The 16,743-nt window shown below is 73.5% G+C and carries 16 protein-coding genes; 9 read left to right on the forward strand and 7 right to left on the reverse strand.

Going from position 1 to position 16,743, the window contains the following annotated elements:
* The first annotated feature begins 45 nt into the window (after positions 1-45).
* Together J2S63_RS10700 and J2S63_RS10705 are read left to right on the forward strand one after the other, a co-directional pair.
* Positions 46-1,020 carry a DUF808 domain-containing protein gene (locus tag J2S63_RS10700; RefSeq protein WP_310301883.1) on the forward strand — a complete coding sequence of 325 codons (975 nt, stop codon included), beginning with the start codon at positions 46-48 and terminating at the stop codon, positions 1,018-1,020.
* Positions 1,021-2,757, forward strand: a complete 1,737-nt coding sequence (locus tag J2S63_RS10705; protein ID WP_310301884.1) for a glycoside hydrolase family 3 protein — start codon at positions 1,021-1,023, stop codon at positions 2,755-2,757.
* Here J2S63_RS10705 and J2S63_RS10710 read toward each other — a convergent pair whose 3' ends face one another.
* The 4 genes from J2S63_RS10710 to J2S63_RS10725 form a co-directional block, all read right to left on the reverse strand.
* Positions 2,758-3,033: a DUF7218 family protein gene (locus tag J2S63_RS10710; RefSeq protein ID WP_310301885.1), complete on the reverse strand. Its 276-nt coding sequence runs from the start codon at positions 3,031-3,033 to the stop codon at positions 2,758-2,760. It lies immediately after the preceding gene.
* Positions 3,034-3,231: 198 nt separating this feature from the next.
* Complete coding sequence (locus tag J2S63_RS10715; RefSeq protein ID WP_310301886.1) at positions 3,232-4,680, reverse strand: WS/DGAT/MGAT family O-acyltransferase; 1,449 nt, start codon at positions 4,678-4,680, stop codon at positions 3,232-3,234.
* A gap of 124 nt (positions 4,681-4,804) precedes the next feature.
* Positions 4,805-6,640 carry a phosphoenolpyruvate carboxykinase (GTP) gene (locus tag J2S63_RS10720; RefSeq protein ID WP_310301887.1) on the reverse strand — a complete coding sequence of 612 codons (1,836 nt, stop codon included), beginning with the start codon at positions 6,638-6,640 and terminating at the stop codon, positions 4,805-4,807.
* 198 nt (positions 6,641-6,838) lie between these two features.
* On the reverse strand, positions 6,839-7,543 hold the full coding sequence (locus J2S63_RS10725; RefSeq protein WP_310301888.1) for a L,D-transpeptidase family protein: 705 nt from the start codon (positions 7,541-7,543) through the stop codon (positions 6,839-6,841).
* Positions 7,544-7,601: 58 nt separating this feature from the next.
* Here J2S63_RS10725 and J2S63_RS10730 point away from each other — a divergent pair, with 58 nt between their 5' ends.
* A complete protein-coding gene (locus J2S63_RS10730; protein ID WP_310301889.1) occupies positions 7,602-8,459 on the forward strand; it encodes an aldo/keto reductase in 858 nt (285 codons plus the stop codon).
* On the opposite strand, the gene J2S63_RS10735 is transcribed toward J2S63_RS10730, so the two are convergent.
* Entirely contained in the window at positions 8,452-9,099 is a 648-nt protein-coding gene (locus tag J2S63_RS10735) for a hypothetical protein (RefSeq protein ID WP_310301890.1), read from the reverse strand. The two genes, J2S63_RS10730 and J2S63_RS10735, sit on opposite strands and share 8 nt — an antisense overlap.
* A gap of 110 nt (positions 9,100-9,209) precedes the next feature.
* Between J2S63_RS10735 and J2S63_RS10740 the strand changes: the two genes are divergently transcribed.
* From J2S63_RS10740 to J2S63_RS10765, 6 genes are all read left to right on the forward strand, one after another.
* Complete coding sequence (locus tag J2S63_RS10740; RefSeq protein ID WP_310301891.1) at positions 9,210-10,295, forward strand: sensor histidine kinase; 1,086 nt, start codon at positions 9,210-9,212, stop codon at positions 10,293-10,295.
* On the forward strand, positions 10,292-11,005 hold the full coding sequence (locus J2S63_RS10745; RefSeq protein ID WP_310301892.1) for a response regulator: 714 nt from the start codon (positions 10,292-10,294) through the stop codon (positions 11,003-11,005). Before J2S63_RS10740 ends, J2S63_RS10745 begins: the two co-directional genes overlap by 4 nt.
* 123 nt (positions 11,006-11,128) lie before the next feature.
* The gene (locus J2S63_RS10750; RefSeq protein ID WP_310301893.1) at positions 11,129-11,752 is read left to right on the forward strand and encodes a hypothetical protein; all 624 of its coding nucleotides are present in this window, start codon (positions 11,129-11,131) and stop codon (positions 11,750-11,752) included.
* Positions 11,749-12,351 (forward strand): TetR family transcriptional regulator, encoded by a 603-nt coding sequence (locus J2S63_RS10755; RefSeq protein ID WP_310301894.1) that lies wholly within the window; start codon positions 11,749-11,751, stop codon positions 12,349-12,351. Before J2S63_RS10750 ends, J2S63_RS10755 begins: the two co-directional genes overlap by 4 nt.
* A 35-nt stretch (positions 12,352-12,386) precedes the next feature.
* Positions 12,387-13,250, forward strand: coding sequence for a 1,4-dihydroxy-2-naphthoyl-CoA synthase (gene menB / locus J2S63_RS10760; protein WP_310301895.1), 864 nt, complete (start codon positions 12,387-12,389; stop codon positions 13,248-13,250).
* A gap of 181 nt (positions 13,251-13,431) precedes the next feature.
* Positions 13,432-15,072 (forward strand): sensor histidine kinase, encoded by a 1,641-nt coding sequence (locus tag J2S63_RS10765; protein WP_310301896.1) that lies wholly within the window; start codon positions 13,432-13,434, stop codon positions 15,070-15,072.
* An 8-nt stretch (positions 15,073-15,080) separates the two neighbouring features.
* On the opposite strand, the gene J2S63_RS10770 is transcribed toward J2S63_RS10765, so the two are convergent.
* Positions 15,081-15,713 carry an SDR family NAD(P)-dependent oxidoreductase gene (locus tag J2S63_RS10770; RefSeq protein WP_310301897.1) on the reverse strand — a complete coding sequence of 211 codons (633 nt, stop codon included), beginning with the start codon at positions 15,711-15,713 and terminating at the stop codon, positions 15,081-15,083.
* Between the two features lie 99 nt (positions 15,714-15,812).
* Complete coding sequence (locus J2S63_RS10775) at positions 15,813-16,688, reverse strand: maleylpyruvate isomerase family mycothiol-dependent enzyme (protein ID WP_310301898.1); 876 nt, start codon at positions 16,686-16,688, stop codon at positions 15,813-15,815.
* Positions 16,689-16,743: the final 55 nt, after the last annotated feature.

Raw genomic sequence — 16,743 nt, forward strand, 5'->3', positions numbered from 1 at the left:
GACTCCGTACCCTGGCCCGGTGACCACGAACCCCGGCCCGGCCCGATGAGCGGCGGTCTGGCCGCGCTGCTCGACGACATCGCGACCATGGCCAAGCTGGCCGCCGCCTCCGTCGACGACGTGGGCGCCGCCGCGGGCCGCGCCAGCGCCAAGGCGGTCGGCGTGGTGGTCGACGACACCGCGGTCACCCCGCGCTACGCCCAGGGCTTCCACCCCAGCCGCGAGCTGCCGATCGTCAAGCGCATCGCGATCGGGTCGCTGCGCAACAAGCTGCTGATGATCGTCCCCGCCGCCCTCCTGCTGAGCCAGTTCCTCCCGTGGCTCGTCGAGCCGCTGCTCATGCTCGGCGGCACCTACCTCAGCTACGAGGGGGCGGAGAAGGTCTACGAGAAGCTCACGGGCCACGGGGGCGGCACGGACGACGGAGGCATCCCCGAGGGCGTCGACCCCGCCGAGCACGAGAAGACGATGACCGCGGGCGCGATCCGCACCGACTTCATCCTGTCCTCGGAGATCATCGTGATCGCCCTCAAGGAGGTCACCCACGAGCCGTTCGTCTCCCGCGCGCTGATCCTGGTCGTGGTCTCGCTGCTCATCACCGCCCTGGTGTACGGCGTGGTGGGGCTGATCGTGAAGCTCGACGACATCGGGCTGCACCTCGCCGAGAAGGACTCGGCCGCCTCGCAGAGCCTCGGCCGCGGGCTGGTCAAGGCGATGCCGCGCATTCTCGCCGTGCTCTCCACCGTGGGCATCGCCGCGATGCTCTGGGTCGGCGGTCACATCCTGCTGGTCGGCTCCGACGAGGTCGGGTGGCACTGGCCCTACGAGCAGGTCCACCACCTCGAGGAGTCGGTCCACGACGCGGCCGAGAGCATCGGCGCGGTCCTCGGCTGGCTGACCAACACCGCGATCTCCGCCGTCATCGGGCTGGTCGTCGGCTTCCTCGTCGTCGGTGCGATGCACCTCGTGCCCGGTCGCGGGCACGCCGAGGACCCCGCCGCGGACGCCGCGGAGCACTGAGTGCGGATTCCCGGCCGAGCAGGGGTGGCCGCGCTGGCCCTCACGCTGGCGGCGGGCCTGGCCGCCTGCGACGGTGATCCCCTGGGCGGCGGCCCGACAGGTGACGGCGCCGGGCCCTCGGCGTCACCCGCACCGCCCGACCCGCCGACCCCGGCCGAGCGCCTGGGACTGGTCACCGGCTGGGGCCCGACGCGCCCCGAGCTGGAGCGGGCGGCGCGGCTCGTGCACGCGCTGCCGCTGCCGGCGCTCGCCGGGCAGGTCATCGTCGCCGGCTACAGCGGCACCGCGGCCCCCGTCGGCCTCGTGCGACGGCTCCACCTCGGCGGGGTCATCGTCTTCGCCGACAACGTCGTCTCCACCGCCCAGGTGCGGGGGACCACCGCGACCCTGCGCCGCGAGGTGCGCCGCCCCTGGCCGCTGCTCGTGGGCGTCGACCAGGAGGGCGGACTGGTCCAGCGCCTCCGGGGGGACGTGACGCGGCTGCCCGCGTTCATGTCCACGGGCGCGGCCCGCGACCCCGCGCTCACCCGCCGCGTGTACGCCGCCGCGGCGGGCGAGCTGCGTGGCCTCGGCCTGACCATGGACTTCGCCCCCGACGCCGACGTGACGATGGGCGCGGCCGACCCCGCCATCGGCTCACGCTCGGCGGGCAGCGACCCCGCCGCGGTGGCGCGTCACGTGATGGCGGCCGCCCGCGGGTTCCAGGACGCCGGGCTCGTCCCCGTGGTCAAGCACTTCCCGGGCCACGGCTCGGTCGACGCCGACAGCCACGTCACGTTGCCGGTCCAGCGCCGGTCGGTGCGCGAGCTCGCCCGGCGGGACTGGGTGCCGTTCCGGCGCGCGGTCGACGGCGGGCTCCCCGCGGTCATGGTCGGGCACCTCGACGTGCGCGCCGTCGACCGGGGGGTGCCCTCGTCGCTGAGCCGCCCCGTCGTGACCGGGCTGCTCCGCCAGCGGCTCGGGTTCCACGGCCTGGTGGTCACCGACGCGCTCGACATGGCCGCCGTACGCCGTCACCTCGGGCCGGACCGCGCAGCCGTGGCCGCCCTGCGGGCCGGGGCCGACGTCGCGCTCATGCCCGTCGACCCGGCGGGCGCCCGGACGGCGATCGTGCGGGCGGTGCGTGGCGGCTACCTCACCCGGCTGCGACTCGAGCAGGCCGCGGCCCGCCAGGTGGCTCTACTGCTGCACCAGCGGGCGACGGCCCGTCGGGGTCAGGTGCGCCCGCCGGGGGCGGCCCGGTCGCTCGCGTCGAGGCTCTCGGCCGAGGCGCTGACCTCCGTCGCGGGGCCGTGCTCGGGACGCATCGCGCCCTCGCGACCGATCCCGTTCGGCGACCCCTCGGCGGTCGCGAGCTTCAGGACCGCCGCCGCCGAGGCGGGTCTCGCGCTCGGGCACGTCGACTACGTCAAGCCGCCGCGACCGGAGCTGGGCAGGAAGTGGAGCAAGAAGCGCAAGCAGCGCGTGCTGCGCCGCTGGCGGGCGATCGAGCCGCACCCGGTCCTCCGCGGCACCCGCGTGGACCTGGTCGGAGCGGGCGACCCGGTGCCGACGTCCGACTACGTGGTGGCCGTCGACACGCCGTACGTCCTCGGCCGGACGGGTGCGTCGGTCCGGGTCGCGACGTACGGCGACGGGCCGGGGCCGATGCGTGCGCTCGTGGCGTTCTGGCTCGGGCGCGCTCCCGCTCCCGGCCGCCTCCCGGTCGACGTGCCCGGCGTGCGGCGCGGCTGCTAGCTAACGGTCGCGCAGGGCGTCGACCAGGTCGCTCTTGGTCATCGTGGAGCGGCCCTCGATGCCCAGCTCGGCAGCGCGCTTGCGCAGCTCCTCGACCGTCCAGTCGTCGTAGGAGCCGGACCTGCCGCCCTTCTTGCCGACCTGCGTGCGGGAGGTGTTGTCGGCCGCGTTGGCGATGCGCGCGGCCTTCTCCTTGCTCGCGCCGTCGTCGCGGAGGGACTCGTAGAGCTCGGGGTCCTTCACCGAGGGCCCGGGACTCTTCTTCTGGGGTGCCATGCCAGGTGCGTACCCCGGCCCGCGGTCCTCCACTCGCCGGCGGAGGGGCGTGCGGTGCGGGGGGTCGTGGCGAGCTGGGCGGCGTGGGCGGGGGTCATCATGGCTGCTCCTGGAGGGTGTCTGCCGGGGTGGCTCCCCGGACGACCCCACCGTCGCAGCGGTCGCTTGCCGGCGACTTGAGGGCGACTTGCGGCCGGCTCAGCCGACCGCGTAGGCCTCCTCGAGCAGCTCCAGCTCGTCACCGGCGTAGACCGCCACCCGCTGCAGCGACGGCACCGCGTCGCGGCAGCCGATGAAGCCGAAGTCGAGGTGGCCGTCGTACGACTCGACGGTGATGTTGAGCGCCATGCCGTGCACCGGGATCGACATCGGGTAGATCGCCTCCAGCCGGGCCCCGCGCAGGTAGTGGGTCGTCTGCGGTCCGGGGAGGTTGGAGATGCACAGGTTGAACGAGGTCGGCACCGGCAGCGACGTGCCGGTCATCGCGCTGAGCACCTGCAGGCCGCCGGGGCCGAGGAGGTAGCCGGAGTAGGCCAGGACGCCCAGCTGCGACAGGTCGGTCATCTGGCCCTTGGCGCTGGTCGTGGAGGAGATGACCGCCTCGAGCCGCTCGCGCGCGTCCTCGCGGTCGGTGGCCAGCGACGCCAGGGTCGCGCCGACGCGGTTGCCGCCGCCGGTGTCGCCGCTGGGCCGGATGTTGACCGGCAGGAAGGCGACCAGCGGCTTGCGCGGCAGCTCGTCGCGCTCGAGGAGGTAGCGCCGCAGCGCCCCGCCGCACATCGCCATCACCACGTCGTTGACGGTCCCGCCCGCCGCCTTGGCGACCGCGCGGATGCGGTCGAGCTCGACCTGCTGGGTGGCCAGCCGCCGGTTGCGGCCGCAGCGGGCGTTGAGGATCGTCCGGGGAGCCTGGCCCGGGGCGACCAGCTCGCTCCCCTCGGCCCGCGACCCGAGCTCGACCCCCGCGACCGCCTTGGCGGTGCCGAGGCCGGTGGAGGCCAGCGTCCCGCCGAGGCGTACGGCGGCACGCGCCGGCGCGGTCGCCGTCCGCACCGCGCGGGTCGGCAGCGACACCCGCTCCGGCTCCTCCTCCGGGGTCGTCCGCTTGCGCGGGCCGGAGGGCGAGACCGAGAAGAAGAACGGCATGTCCCGGTCGCTCGGGTCCTTGGACATGCTCTTGGCCTGGATGCGCACCGCGGAGTAGCCGTCGACCAGTGAGTGGTGGACCTTGGTGTAGAGCGCGAACCGCCCGCCCTCGAGGCCCTCGATCAGGTGGACCTCCCACGGCGGCCGGGTGAAGTCGAGCTGGTGGCTGTGCAGCCGGGAGACCACGATGCCCAGCTCCCGCTCGTCGCCCGGGGACGGGAGCGCTGAGCGGCGTACGTGGTAGTCGATGTCGAAGCGGTCGTCGACCTTCCAGGCCTGGCCCGGGTGACGCAGGACGTGGGGGTGGGTGAGCCGGAGGTTCCACGGGCTCGCGACGGGGGCGGCCAGGATCTCCTCGTAGAGCTCGCTGAGGAACTCCGGGCCCGACCCCTCCGGCGGTGTGAACGGCATGAGCGAGGCGACGTGCATCTTGGTCTCGACGCTCTCGCCCCACAGGAACATCGCGTCGAGCGGGTTGATCCAGCGCTTCTCGGTCACCATCGCCCCAACCTAGACGCCCGGCGAAAAATCACTAGGTACCTAGTGAAACTGGCACTCCCCGAGCGAAACTTCGCTCGGGGAGTGCCAAAGTCACTAGGTACCTAGTGAAACCGAAACCCGGCTCTCAGGCCTCGTCGAGGGCCTTGGCCACCCGACGGTGGGCCTCCCAGATCTCCTCGGGGAGCCGGTCGAACTGCTTGAGGTGGCCCTCGCGGAAGCCCATCTCCTGGCGCCAGCGCTCGACGTCGATGTCGAGCAGCCGGTCGAGGTCGGCGGTGTCGCCCTCGAAGCCGTCGAGGTTGAGCTCCTCCTTGGTCGGGATGATGCCGACGGCGGTCTCGCGACCGGTGACCTCACCCTCCTTGAGCTGCATCAGCCACAGCAGCGGGCGGAGGTTGTCGCGGTAGCCGGGCCAGAGGAAGTGGCCGTCCTCGGGGTCCTTCTGGAACCAGTTGACGTGGGCGAAGATCGGCATCTCCTTCACCCCGCCCAGGATCTTGAGCCAGTGCGCGGCGTAGTCGCCCTCGTCGTAGGACATGAACGGACGCATCGACATCGGGTCGTAGCGCAGCTGGCCCTCGACGCCCTCGGCGGCGAAGGTGGCCTCGGCGCCGAGCGTCAGGCCGTCGTACACGCCCTCGGGGAGGTCGGTGATCGCGCGGATCAGCGGCTCGCGGTCACGCGTGCGGCCGCCGAAGATGATGCCGTCGATCGGCACCCCGTGCGGGTCGTTGTAGTCGGCGGCGACGTTGGGCACGTTGTCCAGCTGGGTGGTGAAGCGGGAGTTGGGGTGCGCCCAGGGGGCGTCCTTGTCCTCCTCGCTGCGGTCGGCGATGCGCTCGCCCTTCCAGTCCAGCCAGCCGTCGAGGTCGGCCGGGGGCTGCTTGGTCCTGCCCTCCCACCAGACCTCGTGGGTCTTCTCGTTGTAGGCGACGTTGGTGAAGACGACGTCCGTCCCCTCCTTGATCGACTCCAGCGCGGTGGGGTTGGTGGTCTCGTTGGTGTCCTTGGCGACGCCGAAGGCGCCGTTCTCGGGGTTGATGCCGTAGAGCCGGCCGTCGTCGCCCACCCACAGCCAGGCGATGTCGTCGCCGTAGAACGAGACCTGGTAGCGGTCGCCGAGGGCGTCGGGCGGCAGCATCATCGCGAGGTTGGTCTTGCCCGAGGCCGAGGGGAAGCCACCGCAGATGTGGTAGTCCTTGCCGGTCTTCTTGTCCTTGATGCCGATGAGCATGAATTGCTCCGACAGGAACCGGCCGGACGCCCAGCCGTCGTACGCCGCCTGGCGCAGGCCGTGCGCGATCTTGCCGAGCAGCGCGTTGCCGCCGTACGACGACCCGAAGTGCAGGATCGTGCGCTCGTCGGCGACGGTCACGAAGTAGCGCTTGTCGTCGGGGGTGCCCTGGCCGAGGTTCTCCAGGTCGCCGGTCACGTGGACCGCGCGCACGAACGAGTCGGGGTTGGCCAGGTTGTTGATCAGGTCCACGCCGACGCGCGCCATGCGGATCATGTGCAGCACGACGCAGCGGTTGTCGGTCAGCTCGACGCCGGCGGCGAATTCCTCCAGCGGGGAGCCGGGAGGCGCCATGAGGTAGGGGATGACGTACATCGTCTTGCCCGCGGAAGCCCCGGTCATCAGGTCCTCGAGCAGCGGCTTCATCTCCGAGGCGGGCCGCCAGTTGTTGTAGACGCCCTTGTCCTCGGGGTTGTTCGTCGCGACGATCGTGCGTTCCTCGGAGCGCGCGGTGTCCTTGTAGTAGGAGCGCGAGTAGTAGCGACCCTCGCCGGCGGGCAGCAGCTCGCCCGCGTCCAGGGCCTCCTGGATCAGCCGAGCGTCGTCGGAGGCGCTGACCACCTCGACCCGGTCGGCGCCGGTGACGCCTGCCCAGTAGCGGACGTACTCGCGAACGGCTTCGTTCTGGAGTCCGGCTGCGTCGAGTGCTGAGTCCACATCGGCCATTGAGGAGGGCCTTTCTCTTCGGCTCGCGAAAGGAAAAAGGGGCGTTGTCGGCCCCTGGGTGCTCGTGACTCTATCCCCGGGCAACCTGTGCGAATAACGCCCTGTGGCCCTCATCGGGGACCGAGTGGCACATCTCTCGTTGTGGAACGTTCAAGTCCGCAGGACGGTCCCGTCATCGGTCCGTACGGCGGGACGCGGTCACCCGCGCACGACCACCACCGGCGTCCCGACCGAGCCGAAGTCCCACACCGCGGCCGCCATCCGCCGGCTCAGCCGGATGCACCCGTGGGACTCCTTGAGGTCGGTGCCGAGCATCCAGTCGGGGTGGATCTGGGCGCCCGAGGAGCGGGAGAGGGGGACGCGGTGGAAGCCGACGCCACAGGGCGCGAAGCGGGTGAAGTAGGGCAGCCACAGGGACCCGCCGGCGTCGGTGTTGGAGCGGATCTTCGCCGCCCTCCCGCAGTACGACGCCACGCGGTGCGACCCGGTCCCGAGGACCGAGGGGTTGTCGACCATCGGCCCCTGGGCCGCGACGCCGCCCCCGGCCCGCACCAGCCACACGTAGTTCTGTCGCTGGCTGAGCACGATGCGGCGGCCGGTCGAGGAGTGGCGGGGGACGGGCCGCCGGTCGCAGCGGACCTGCGCCGCGGCGTAGAGGCGTCGCCGGGTGGCGTCGGTGAGGTGGCCGTCCTGGCCCAGCCCGTTGGCGGCCTGGAAGCGGACGATCCCCGCCCGGGTGTGGGCGCCGATCGAGCCGTCGACGGGCCCGGCGTCGCAGCCGAGCCGGTTGAGCGCCCGCTGCGCCTTCGCCGCGAACGCGCTCGCCGAGGCCGGGGCGGGCGCGAGGAGGAGGGAGGCGAGGAGTCCTCCGAGCACGAGGAGCAGCAGGGGGCGGCGAGGCATGGGGGAAGTATCGGTCCTCGGCCGGTTTGCCCGACAGCCCCAGGAGCACCCTGCGGACATGCAGACCCGACAGATCGGCACCCGCACCGTCAGCGCCCTGGGGCTCGGGGGCATGCCCATGTCCGTGCGCGAGGAGAACGACCCCGAGCGCGCCGAGGCGACCATCCGCGCAGCGCTCGACCTCGGCGTCACCCTGATCGACACCGCCGACGCCTACTCGCGCGACGAGGACGAGCTCGGCCACAACGAGGAGCTCATCGCCGGCGTCCTGCGCAAGGTGGGACTCGGGCCCGACGACGTCCTGGTCGCCACCAAGGGCGGCCACACCCGCCGCGGCACCGACTGGGACCTCGACGGCAGCCCCGACCACCTCAAGCGCGCCTGCCGGGCCTCGCTGCAGCGGCTCGGCGTCGACAGCATCGGGCTCTACCAGCACCACCGGCCGGACCCGGCCGTGCCCTACGCCGAGACGATCGGCGCGCTCAAGGAGCTGTACGACGAGGGGCTGATCCAGGCGGCCGGCCTCTCCAACGCCGACCCCGACCAGATCCGGGAGGCCCGCGGGATCCTCGGCGAGGCGCTGGTGAGCGTGCAGAACCAGTTCTCCCCGGTCTTCCGGTCCTCCCGCCCCGAGATCGACCTGTGCGCCGACCTCGGGCTGGCCTTCCTCGCGTGGAGCCCCCTCGGCGGCATGGGCGGGGCCGGTGACCTGGGCAGCGACGCCAAGCCGTTCGCCGAGGTGGCCGAGAAGCACGGCGTCAGCCCGCAGCAGGTCGCCCTGGCGTGGGAGCTCGCGCTGTCCCCGGTCGTCATCCCCATCCCCGGCGCGAGCCGGCCGGAGTCGGTGCAGGACTCGTTCCGCGCCACCGAGCTGGTCCTCGACGAGGACGACGTCGCAGCGCTCGACGTCAGCTGAGCGCGGGCACCGGCTCGGGGCTCGCGACCGTCCGGGAAGCCGGCCGCCCGATCGGGGTGGCGCACAGCCCGAACCCGGCCGCGGTGAGCAGGAACCCAGCGGCCAGGGGCCACCGACCGGCGTCGGCCATCTGGACGACGACGCCGCCGGCGAGGAGCACCGGCACGAGCGGGGTGGCTCCGGACCGCCACAGGCCCACCCCCAGCACCACGGGGCCGAGCACCCAGCCGACGAGCATGAGCAGGACCCACGCGGTGGGCAGCGGGAGTCCTTCGTAGGCGTCGGTGACCGCGATCGCCGCCGCCCGGCCGGGGGACTCGGCCAGCGCCTGGCTGACCGGCCCGGACCCCTGGAGCGACACCAGCGCGAGGAGCCCCGTGATCGAGAGCCCGGTCCCGGCCGCGGCCCAGCGAGGCCGGGTGACGCGCAAGTCCGCTCCCAGGGTGAGCAGGGCCGGCACGAACAGCAGGCAGGCGAGGAAGCCGAGCACGCCCGCGGCCTGGTAGCGACCGGTGGCGGCTGCGATCGAGGCCAGCTCCGAGGCGGTGTCGTGCGCCGACGGCGAGGACTGCGTGAGGTGGGCGGCGAGCACGAGCAGCGGCGCCGCGACGAGGGCCGGACGGCCGAGTGAGGTGGTCATGCATCGGACGCTAGGCAGCGCCGGGCCGCCGGTCGTCAGCGCCGGCGACCGACCTGTCTCCCTCATGTGGTGGATGCCGGGGAGCTGCCGGAGGGCCTAGCGTCGGTCAGATGAAGCGGCTCGTCTCCCTCGACGTGGCCCTCGCCGCGGTCCTCACCGTGACCGCGCTCGTGGAGGCCGCCCTCGGCCTGACCGGCCCGGCCGCCGGCGCTGCCGTCCTGCTGACGGTGCCGGTCGCGACGTCCTCGGTCGCCCTGCGCACCGCGCGACCGGTGACCGCGAGCGGGTTGGTGGTCGGCGCCTGCCTGGCGCAGTCCCTTCTGGGGTCAGACCTGCCCGGCGGCCTGAGCGAGGCCCTGGTCCTGGTCCTGGTCGTGTTCTCCGTCGGCTCCGCCGCTTCCTGGCGTACGGCGGGTGCGGGGCTGGGCGTGACGCTCGCCGGCATGGCGGGCGTGATCGCGCTCAGCGAGGACCCGAGGCCCGGCAACTTCGTCTACCTCGCCACCGTGATCGGTGCGGCCTGGGCGGCGGGGTTCGCGGTCCGCCAGACCCGGGAGCGTGCCCGCCTCGTGACCGAGCAGAGGCTCGCGGCCGAGCGGACCCGCCTGGCCGGCGAGCTGCACGACGTGGTCGCCCACCACGTGACGGCGATCGTCGTCCAGGCCGGGGCCGAGCGGCGCGACCTGCCGCAGGACAGCTCGACCGCCGAGGCGCTCGCCGGCATCGAGCAGCAGGGTCGCGAGACGCTCACCCAGCTGCGTGCCCTGCTGGGGGTGCTGCACACCGAGCCGCCCGGCCTGGCTCCGCAGCCCGGCCTGCGCGACCTGCCCGACCTGGTGGAGCACGCCGCTGCCACCGGCCTCACGGTGACCCTGCGGGTCGAGGGGGTGCCGCGCGAGGTCGGGGACGCGGCGGGCCTCACCGTCTACCGCGTCGTCCAGGAGGCCCTGACCAACGTGCGCAAGCACTCCGCCGGCGCGGCGGCCACGGTCTCGCTGCGCTGGCAGCCCGACGCGCTCGAGGTGGACGTGCACGACCCGGGCCCCGGGCGGCGTACGCCCTGGTTCGCGCCGTCCGGCCTCGGGCTGCGCGGCCTGTCCGAACGCCTCCAGGCCGTCGGGGGCGCGGTCGTCGCCCGGCGCGACGGCGAGGGCTTCCGGGTCACCGCCTCGGTCCCCGCCGAGGGCGCCCCGTGACCGGCGCCCCGATCCGGGTCGTGGTCGTCGACGACCAGGACCTCGTGCGCATCGGGCTGGCACGGATCCTCGACGGTGAGCCCGACCTAAAGGTCGTCGGCACCGCCGGCGACGGGCAGGAGGCCCTGCGGCTGGTCGAGCGGGCCCGGCCGGACGTGTGCCTGATGGACATCCGGATGCCGCGGCTCGACGGGCTCACGGCGACCGAGGAGCTCGCCCGGTGCGGGAGCGCGACCAGGGTCCTGGTGCTCACCACCTTCGACCTCGACGAGCTGGTCTACCGCGCGCTGCGCGCCGGTGCGGCCGGCTTCCTGCTCAAGGACGCCCCGGCCGAGGAGCTGGTCCGGGCGGTGCGCGTCGTGGCGGCCGGCGACGCGGTCCTGGCACCGACCACCACCCGGCGGCTGCTGGAGACCTTCGCCCGCCACCGTCCGCCGGTGGCGCTGCCGGGCGAGCCGCTCACCGATCGCGAGCGAGACGTGCTGGTGGCAATGTCCGGCGGCCTGAGCAACGTCGAGATCGGTGAGCGGCTCTTCATCGCCGAGAGCACCGTGCGCACCCACGTCAACCGGCTGCTGACCAAGCTGGGGGTCCGCGACCGGCTCCAGGCCGTGGTGCTTGCCTACGAGTGCGGTCTGGTCCAGCCGCATCCCGCGTCCGGGCGCGGTGGCAGCTCCCGCACGGTCGGTGACGGTCGCCACATGGGGTGACTCGGAGAACTTGCGTCACGAACGTGTGTCCCGCACGTCACCTCAGGGATGAACATGGGAACGACTCCGCGTGCGCACGTCACGAGGCACGCACCCGGGGCTGACACGTCCGGGGGTGGCAGCGTGGCGCAGCAACGCGTCGATCCACCGCCCGGTCGCGCCCAGGTCGTCCAGGCCGTCGTGGACCTCGCCCTGGCCGGGGGCTACACCGCCGTCTCGTGGGAGGCCGTGGCCGCGCGCAGCGGGCTGGGCCTGCGCGAGGTGCAGCAGCACGCCGCCACCATCGACGACCTGCTGCTGCTCACCCTCGAGGACTGCCTGCTCCGGTGGATCTCGGCTGCGCCGACCTGGACCCGGGTGGACCCGGTGCCCGGCCTGTCCGACGAGATCTCGCGGCGGCTGCTCACCGGCATCGACGCCGCCTCCGACTGCCCGGAGTTCTGGGTCCTGGGCGTGCTGCTCAGCCTCACCGCGGGTCACGGCGCGCGGCGCGCCCGGGCGAGGTACGCCGCCGTACGCGCCAGTGCGCGCACGGCCATGGCGGAGTGGTGGTCGCGCATCCTGCCCCCCGAGACGGTCCGGGCCGACCCGCGGCTCCCGCACCGGCTGTCCGGCGTCCACCTCGCCCTGATCGACGGTGCGTTCGTGGCCCAGCAGAGCGGCATCGAGTGGAACCTCCCGATGCTGGTGCGCACCGTGAGCGCCGGGCTGTCGTCGTACGTCGTCGCACCGAAGGTGCAGGCGTGAGCCCGGTCCGCGCCTTCCGGCCGGTGGTGCACCGCTCGGCCCTCGCCGAGCTGGCCGCGCACGGCTACCACGGCACGCGCCTGGACGCGATCGCCGAACGGGCCGGCGTCGAGGAGGCCGAGGTCCTCGCGATGGCGCCCGACCTCGACCGGCTCCTCGCCGACGCGATTGTGAACGGCTACGAGGAGTGGCGCTCCCAGCGGGAGGACTGGATGCCGATCGGCGCCGGTGAGTCGCTGCGGTCGCACCTCTACGACACCCTGCTCTCCCAGGCGCGACGGCTGGCGGATCCGCCGCCGCTCGTGGTCGCCGGCATCGCGCTGCTGATGGAGGACCTGCCCGACGACCTGCCCGCGGTCGCCGTGTGTCGGGAGCACCGCTCGCAGGCGGTCTCCGAGATGACCGCGTGGCTGCGCTACGCCATCGACCGCGACCCCTCGATGCCCGCCAGCAGGCCGGAGACCTCCCGCCAGTGCGCGGAGATCCTGGTCGCGGCCTTCGAGGGCTACGTCGTCGGCGCGGTCGTCGGGGACGCCCCCGAGCCGGTCGGGTTCACCGAGGTCCTGCTCGGTCTGGTCCTGCACGCCCTGGGGTCCTGACCGCCGGTTTCAGGCGGTCGTCCACAATCGACCGCATGAGCACGGAGCCCCCCCAGAGCCAGATCAGGTCCGGTGCCGAGTGGCAGCGCCTGGACCGCGACGACTGGACCGACGTCCGCTACGAGACGACCGAGGACGGGATCGCCAAGATCACGATCACCCGGCCCGAGGTCCACAACGCCTTCCGCCCCCAGACGATCATCCAGATCGGGCAGGCCCTCGAGGTCGCCCGCGAGGACGAGTCCGTCGGCGCGATCATCCTCGCCGGCGAGGGCGACCGCGCCTTCTGCTCCGGCGGCGACCAGCGGGTGCGCGGCGACAGCGGCTACAAGACCCACGAGGGTGCGACCGGCCGCTTCCACGTCACCGACCTGCACGTCGCGATGCGCCGCTGCCCCAAGCCGATCGTGGCGATGGTGGCGGGCTGGGCGATCGGTGGCGGCCACGTGCTCCACCTGGTCTGCGACCTGACCATCGCCGCCGACAACGCCCGCTTCGGGCAGGTCGGCCCCAAGGTCGGGTCCTTCGACGGGGGCTACGGCGCGGGGCTGCTCGCCGACCTGGTCGGTCCCAAGAAGGCCAAGGAGATCTGGTTCCTCTGCCGGCAGTACGACGCCCAGCAGGCGCTCGACATGGGCCTGGTCAACACCGTCGTGCCGCTCGCGGAGCTGGAGGAGACCACCGTGGCCTGGTGCCGCGAGATGCTGGCCCTCTCCCCATGGGCGATCCGCCTCTACAAGCTGAGCATGCACGCCCACGAGGACGGCTACGCCGGCATCCAGCAGCTCGCCCACGACGCCAACCTGCTCTTCTACGGCAACGAGGAGGCGCAGGAGGGACGCGAGGCGTTCAAGGCCCGGCGCCGCCCGGAGTTCGAGAAGTTCCCGCGCCGTCCCTGACCCGCGAACCGCCCGAACGGGCCCTAGGTCCTGAACCTGGCTACATGTCACAATGCGGTCGCTCGTGCCGGTGATCACCGAGTCGCATGGGGCATTTCCGCAAATGCGGGGCTTCCGTTCGGCACGATGACCAGTGACCGTGCACACCGGTCCCTCGAGGGACCGCGACAAGGAGGGCCGCGTGGCTGCGAGACGTCGCTCCCTGCGGACCATCCGAGCGGCCGTCCTGGACGAGTGGGAGCGGCGCGGCCGGACGCGGTCGGTGGGGCTCGCCTGCCTCGCGGGCCTGATCGCGCTGCTGGTCGTCGTCGGCTGGTTCCTCGAGGTCGAGGTGCTGGTCTCGCCCGGGGGACACAGCACGTCGACCAAGTTCGTCACGGCGGTGATGAGCCTGACCCTCGGCGCGGCCGTGGTGACCCTCGCGGGTCGGGTGCGCGACGCGCTGGCGGCGGCCACCGCGCTGGTGGCGTTCCTGATCGTGGTCGAGTGGGTCGCGGGAGTCTCGCTCGGGCTCGACCAGGCCGTCGTCGACGACTTCCTCAACCCGGCCGCCGCCGGGGTGCACCCCGGACGGCCCTCGATCCTGACCTGCCTGTGCTTCGTCTCGCTCGCGGGGGCGGTGGTGCTCGTGCCCCGCGGTCGCGACCGGCTCGGCAGCGTCCTGGCCTGGTTCCCCGCAGCGCTCGGTCTGGTGGCGATCTTCGCCCACGTCTACGACGCCCGCGAGATCTACCGCGCGGCCAGCACGACCGCGATGGCCGCGCCGACCGGCGTCATGCTGGTGCTGCTGTCGCTCGCGGTCCTGCTCACCGTGCCCCACGGCGCCCTGCAGTGGATGTGGTTCGGCACCGACCCGGGAGCGGGACTCCTGCGGCTGATCACCCCGATCGCGCTGTTCGCGATCCCGTTCATCGGCTGGCTGCGGGTGCAGGGTCAGTCCGAGGGTCTCTTCGACACCGAGGTGGGCTCCGCGCTGCTCATGACGGTGGTGGCCGTCGGCGTCATCGGGGTCACCTACCGCGCCGCGCGCACGGCCCAGCGCATCGACGTGGAGCGCGAGAAGCTGGTCGACGAGCTGCACCAGGTCAACCAGGAGCTCGAGGAGCGGGTCCGGTCACGGTCGGTGCAGATCAACCGCCAGCGGACCCGCCTGGCGCTGCTGGAGGAGCGGGACCGCATCGCCCGCGACCTCCACGACCGGGTCATCCAGCGGATCTTCGCTGCCGGCCTCCAGGTCGCCGCTCTCGGCCGCACCGCGCGCAAGATCGAGCAGGAGCACGGTGACGACCGCCAGCTGGGCGAGAGTCTCAACTCGGTGGCCCGCGAGCTCGACATGGCGATCCGCGAGCTGCGCAACTCGATCTTCGAGCTCACCAGCATCGGCGACCACGACGACATCGAGCAGGTCCTCATCGACATCGCGACCCGGTCCTCGCGGATCCTCGGCTTCATGCCCGCGGTCACCGCCGACGGCCTGGTCGACGGGCTCGCCCCCGACCTGGTGGCCCAGGTCGCCTCGGTGATCCAGGAGGCGCTGTCCAACATCGCGCGCCACGCCCGCGCCTCTCACGTCACGGTGTCGCTGGTGGGCACCGACCACGACCTGACCGTCGAGGTCACCGACGACGGCGTCGGCCTGCCCGACCCGCTGCCGCGCAGCAGCGGCATCAGCAACCTGATGAACCGTGCCCGCAACCTCAACGGCACCGCCACCTGGAGCGCCAACGAGCCCCGCGGCACCGTGATGACCTGGCGCGTCCCCCGGCGCCCCGGCGACACCCTGGACCGGGGCCCCGAGCCGCTCCTCGACACCGAGGCCTGAGGGCCGGCTCAGAACCTCGGCACCACGCCGGTCACGCGCTCCGCGTCCTCCCACAGCCGCGCCGCCGACGCCGGGTCGCGGGCGGACCGCGGCATCGGCACCACCCGCGGTGGGCCGTGCAGCCCGAACGGGCCGCCCGGACCGACGTACTCCCCGCCCTCGAGGCCGGGGTCGGTCGCGGCCCTCACCAGCGCCTGGGCCCCGGCCGCGGCGGACTGCCCGACCAGTCGGGCCGCGGCCACCCCGATCGCACCGCCCACCTGCCCGTCGGCGGTGACCCACCCCGGGTGGGCGGCGACCGCCGTCAGGGGCGCACCCGCGGCCCGGGCCCGGCGGTCCAGCTCCACGGTGAGGACCAGGTTGGCCAGCATGCTCCCGGCGTACGACGGCCACCGGCTGGAGCGCGCCAGCCTGGCCGCCGGCGAGCTCACCGTGACCACCCGGCCGGTCCCCGAGGCGAGGAGGTTCGGCAGGAGCAGCCCGGTGACCGCGAGGTGGCCGAGGGGGTGGGGCCCGAGCTGGAGCAGCACGTCGAGGGGACCGGGCGCGGCCGCCTCGGCCGCGGCCCGGCGTACGGCGGCGAGGTCAGGCGGCCCGGCGAGGTCAGGCGGGCTGGCGAGGTCGAGGTCGAGCGTCGTCACCTCGAACCCCCGGCGAACCAGCGCGTCCGCGGCCTGCCGGCCCACGCCTTTGGTGGTTCCGGAGACGAGGGCCCGCCGTGCCACGTGACCGGGGAGGGATCAGGGAGTGACGGCCAGGCCCGCGAGGACGCGGCGACCGAGCTCCTGGTCACCCTCGACCAGGACCTCGACCTCGTCGGCGCTCGCGCGGCCGCCGCCGAGTCGGATCCAGTCGACCCAGTCCAGTCGCACGGTGGCGGTCGGTCCGCCCGACAGGTCGCCCACGTCGCAGGCCCGGGCGCGGCCGTCGTCGCCGACCAGGACCGCGAGGACCGAGGGCAGGTCGGGGTGCGGGACGTCGGTGAGCTCGAGCACGACCGACTGGCCGGCCTGGGCGCCGCCACGCTTGCCCACGACCATCGGCAGGGAGCGCGCGACCACGCGGCCGGCGTGGGCGGCGCCGGGGGTGTCGAGCCCACCGGGTCGGCCGACCGCCCGACGGATGTCCTGCTCGTGCATCCAGATGTCGAAGGGGCGGTTGTGCAGCAGGGTCTCCCAGCTCCAGCCGGCGAGCGCGGCGAAGGAGGGGCCGGGCGCCGAGGGGTCCTCCGGCGGGTTCGCCGCGAGCGCCGCCCGACGCTCGGCGACGACCTCCTCGAGCTCGTCCACGATCCGCTGGGGCTTCCAGTCGCGCCGGGCGATGGTGCCGGACTCGGTGTACTGCCCCATGAAGCCCTTCACGTGCGGTGCCGCCGGCACCTCGACCTGGGGCTGCGGTCGTCCCGCGAGCTCGCCCTCGAGGTGCGCCAGGTGCGCGGCCACCGCTCGGACGTCCCACCCGGGGAGCTCGGTCGGGCGGTCCCAGTCGGCCGGCGTGAGGGAGCGCAGCAGCGCCACGACGTCGGCGCAGGAGGCCTCCCAGGTGGCGATGTGCTCGCGCACCCGGGCCTGGGCGGCCTCGTCGCGGGGGGCGGGGGCGGCGGGGGTCTCGGTCACGTCCCGCAGCCTAGGGGTCCTGGGTCCCGGTGGGTGAGGCCCTCGTCCCCTGCCT

Source organism: Nocardioides marmoribigeumensis (genome assembly GCF_031458325.1).
GTDB lineage: Bacteria > Actinomycetota > Actinomycetes > Propionibacteriales > Nocardioidaceae > Marmoricola_A > Marmoricola_A marmoribigeumensis.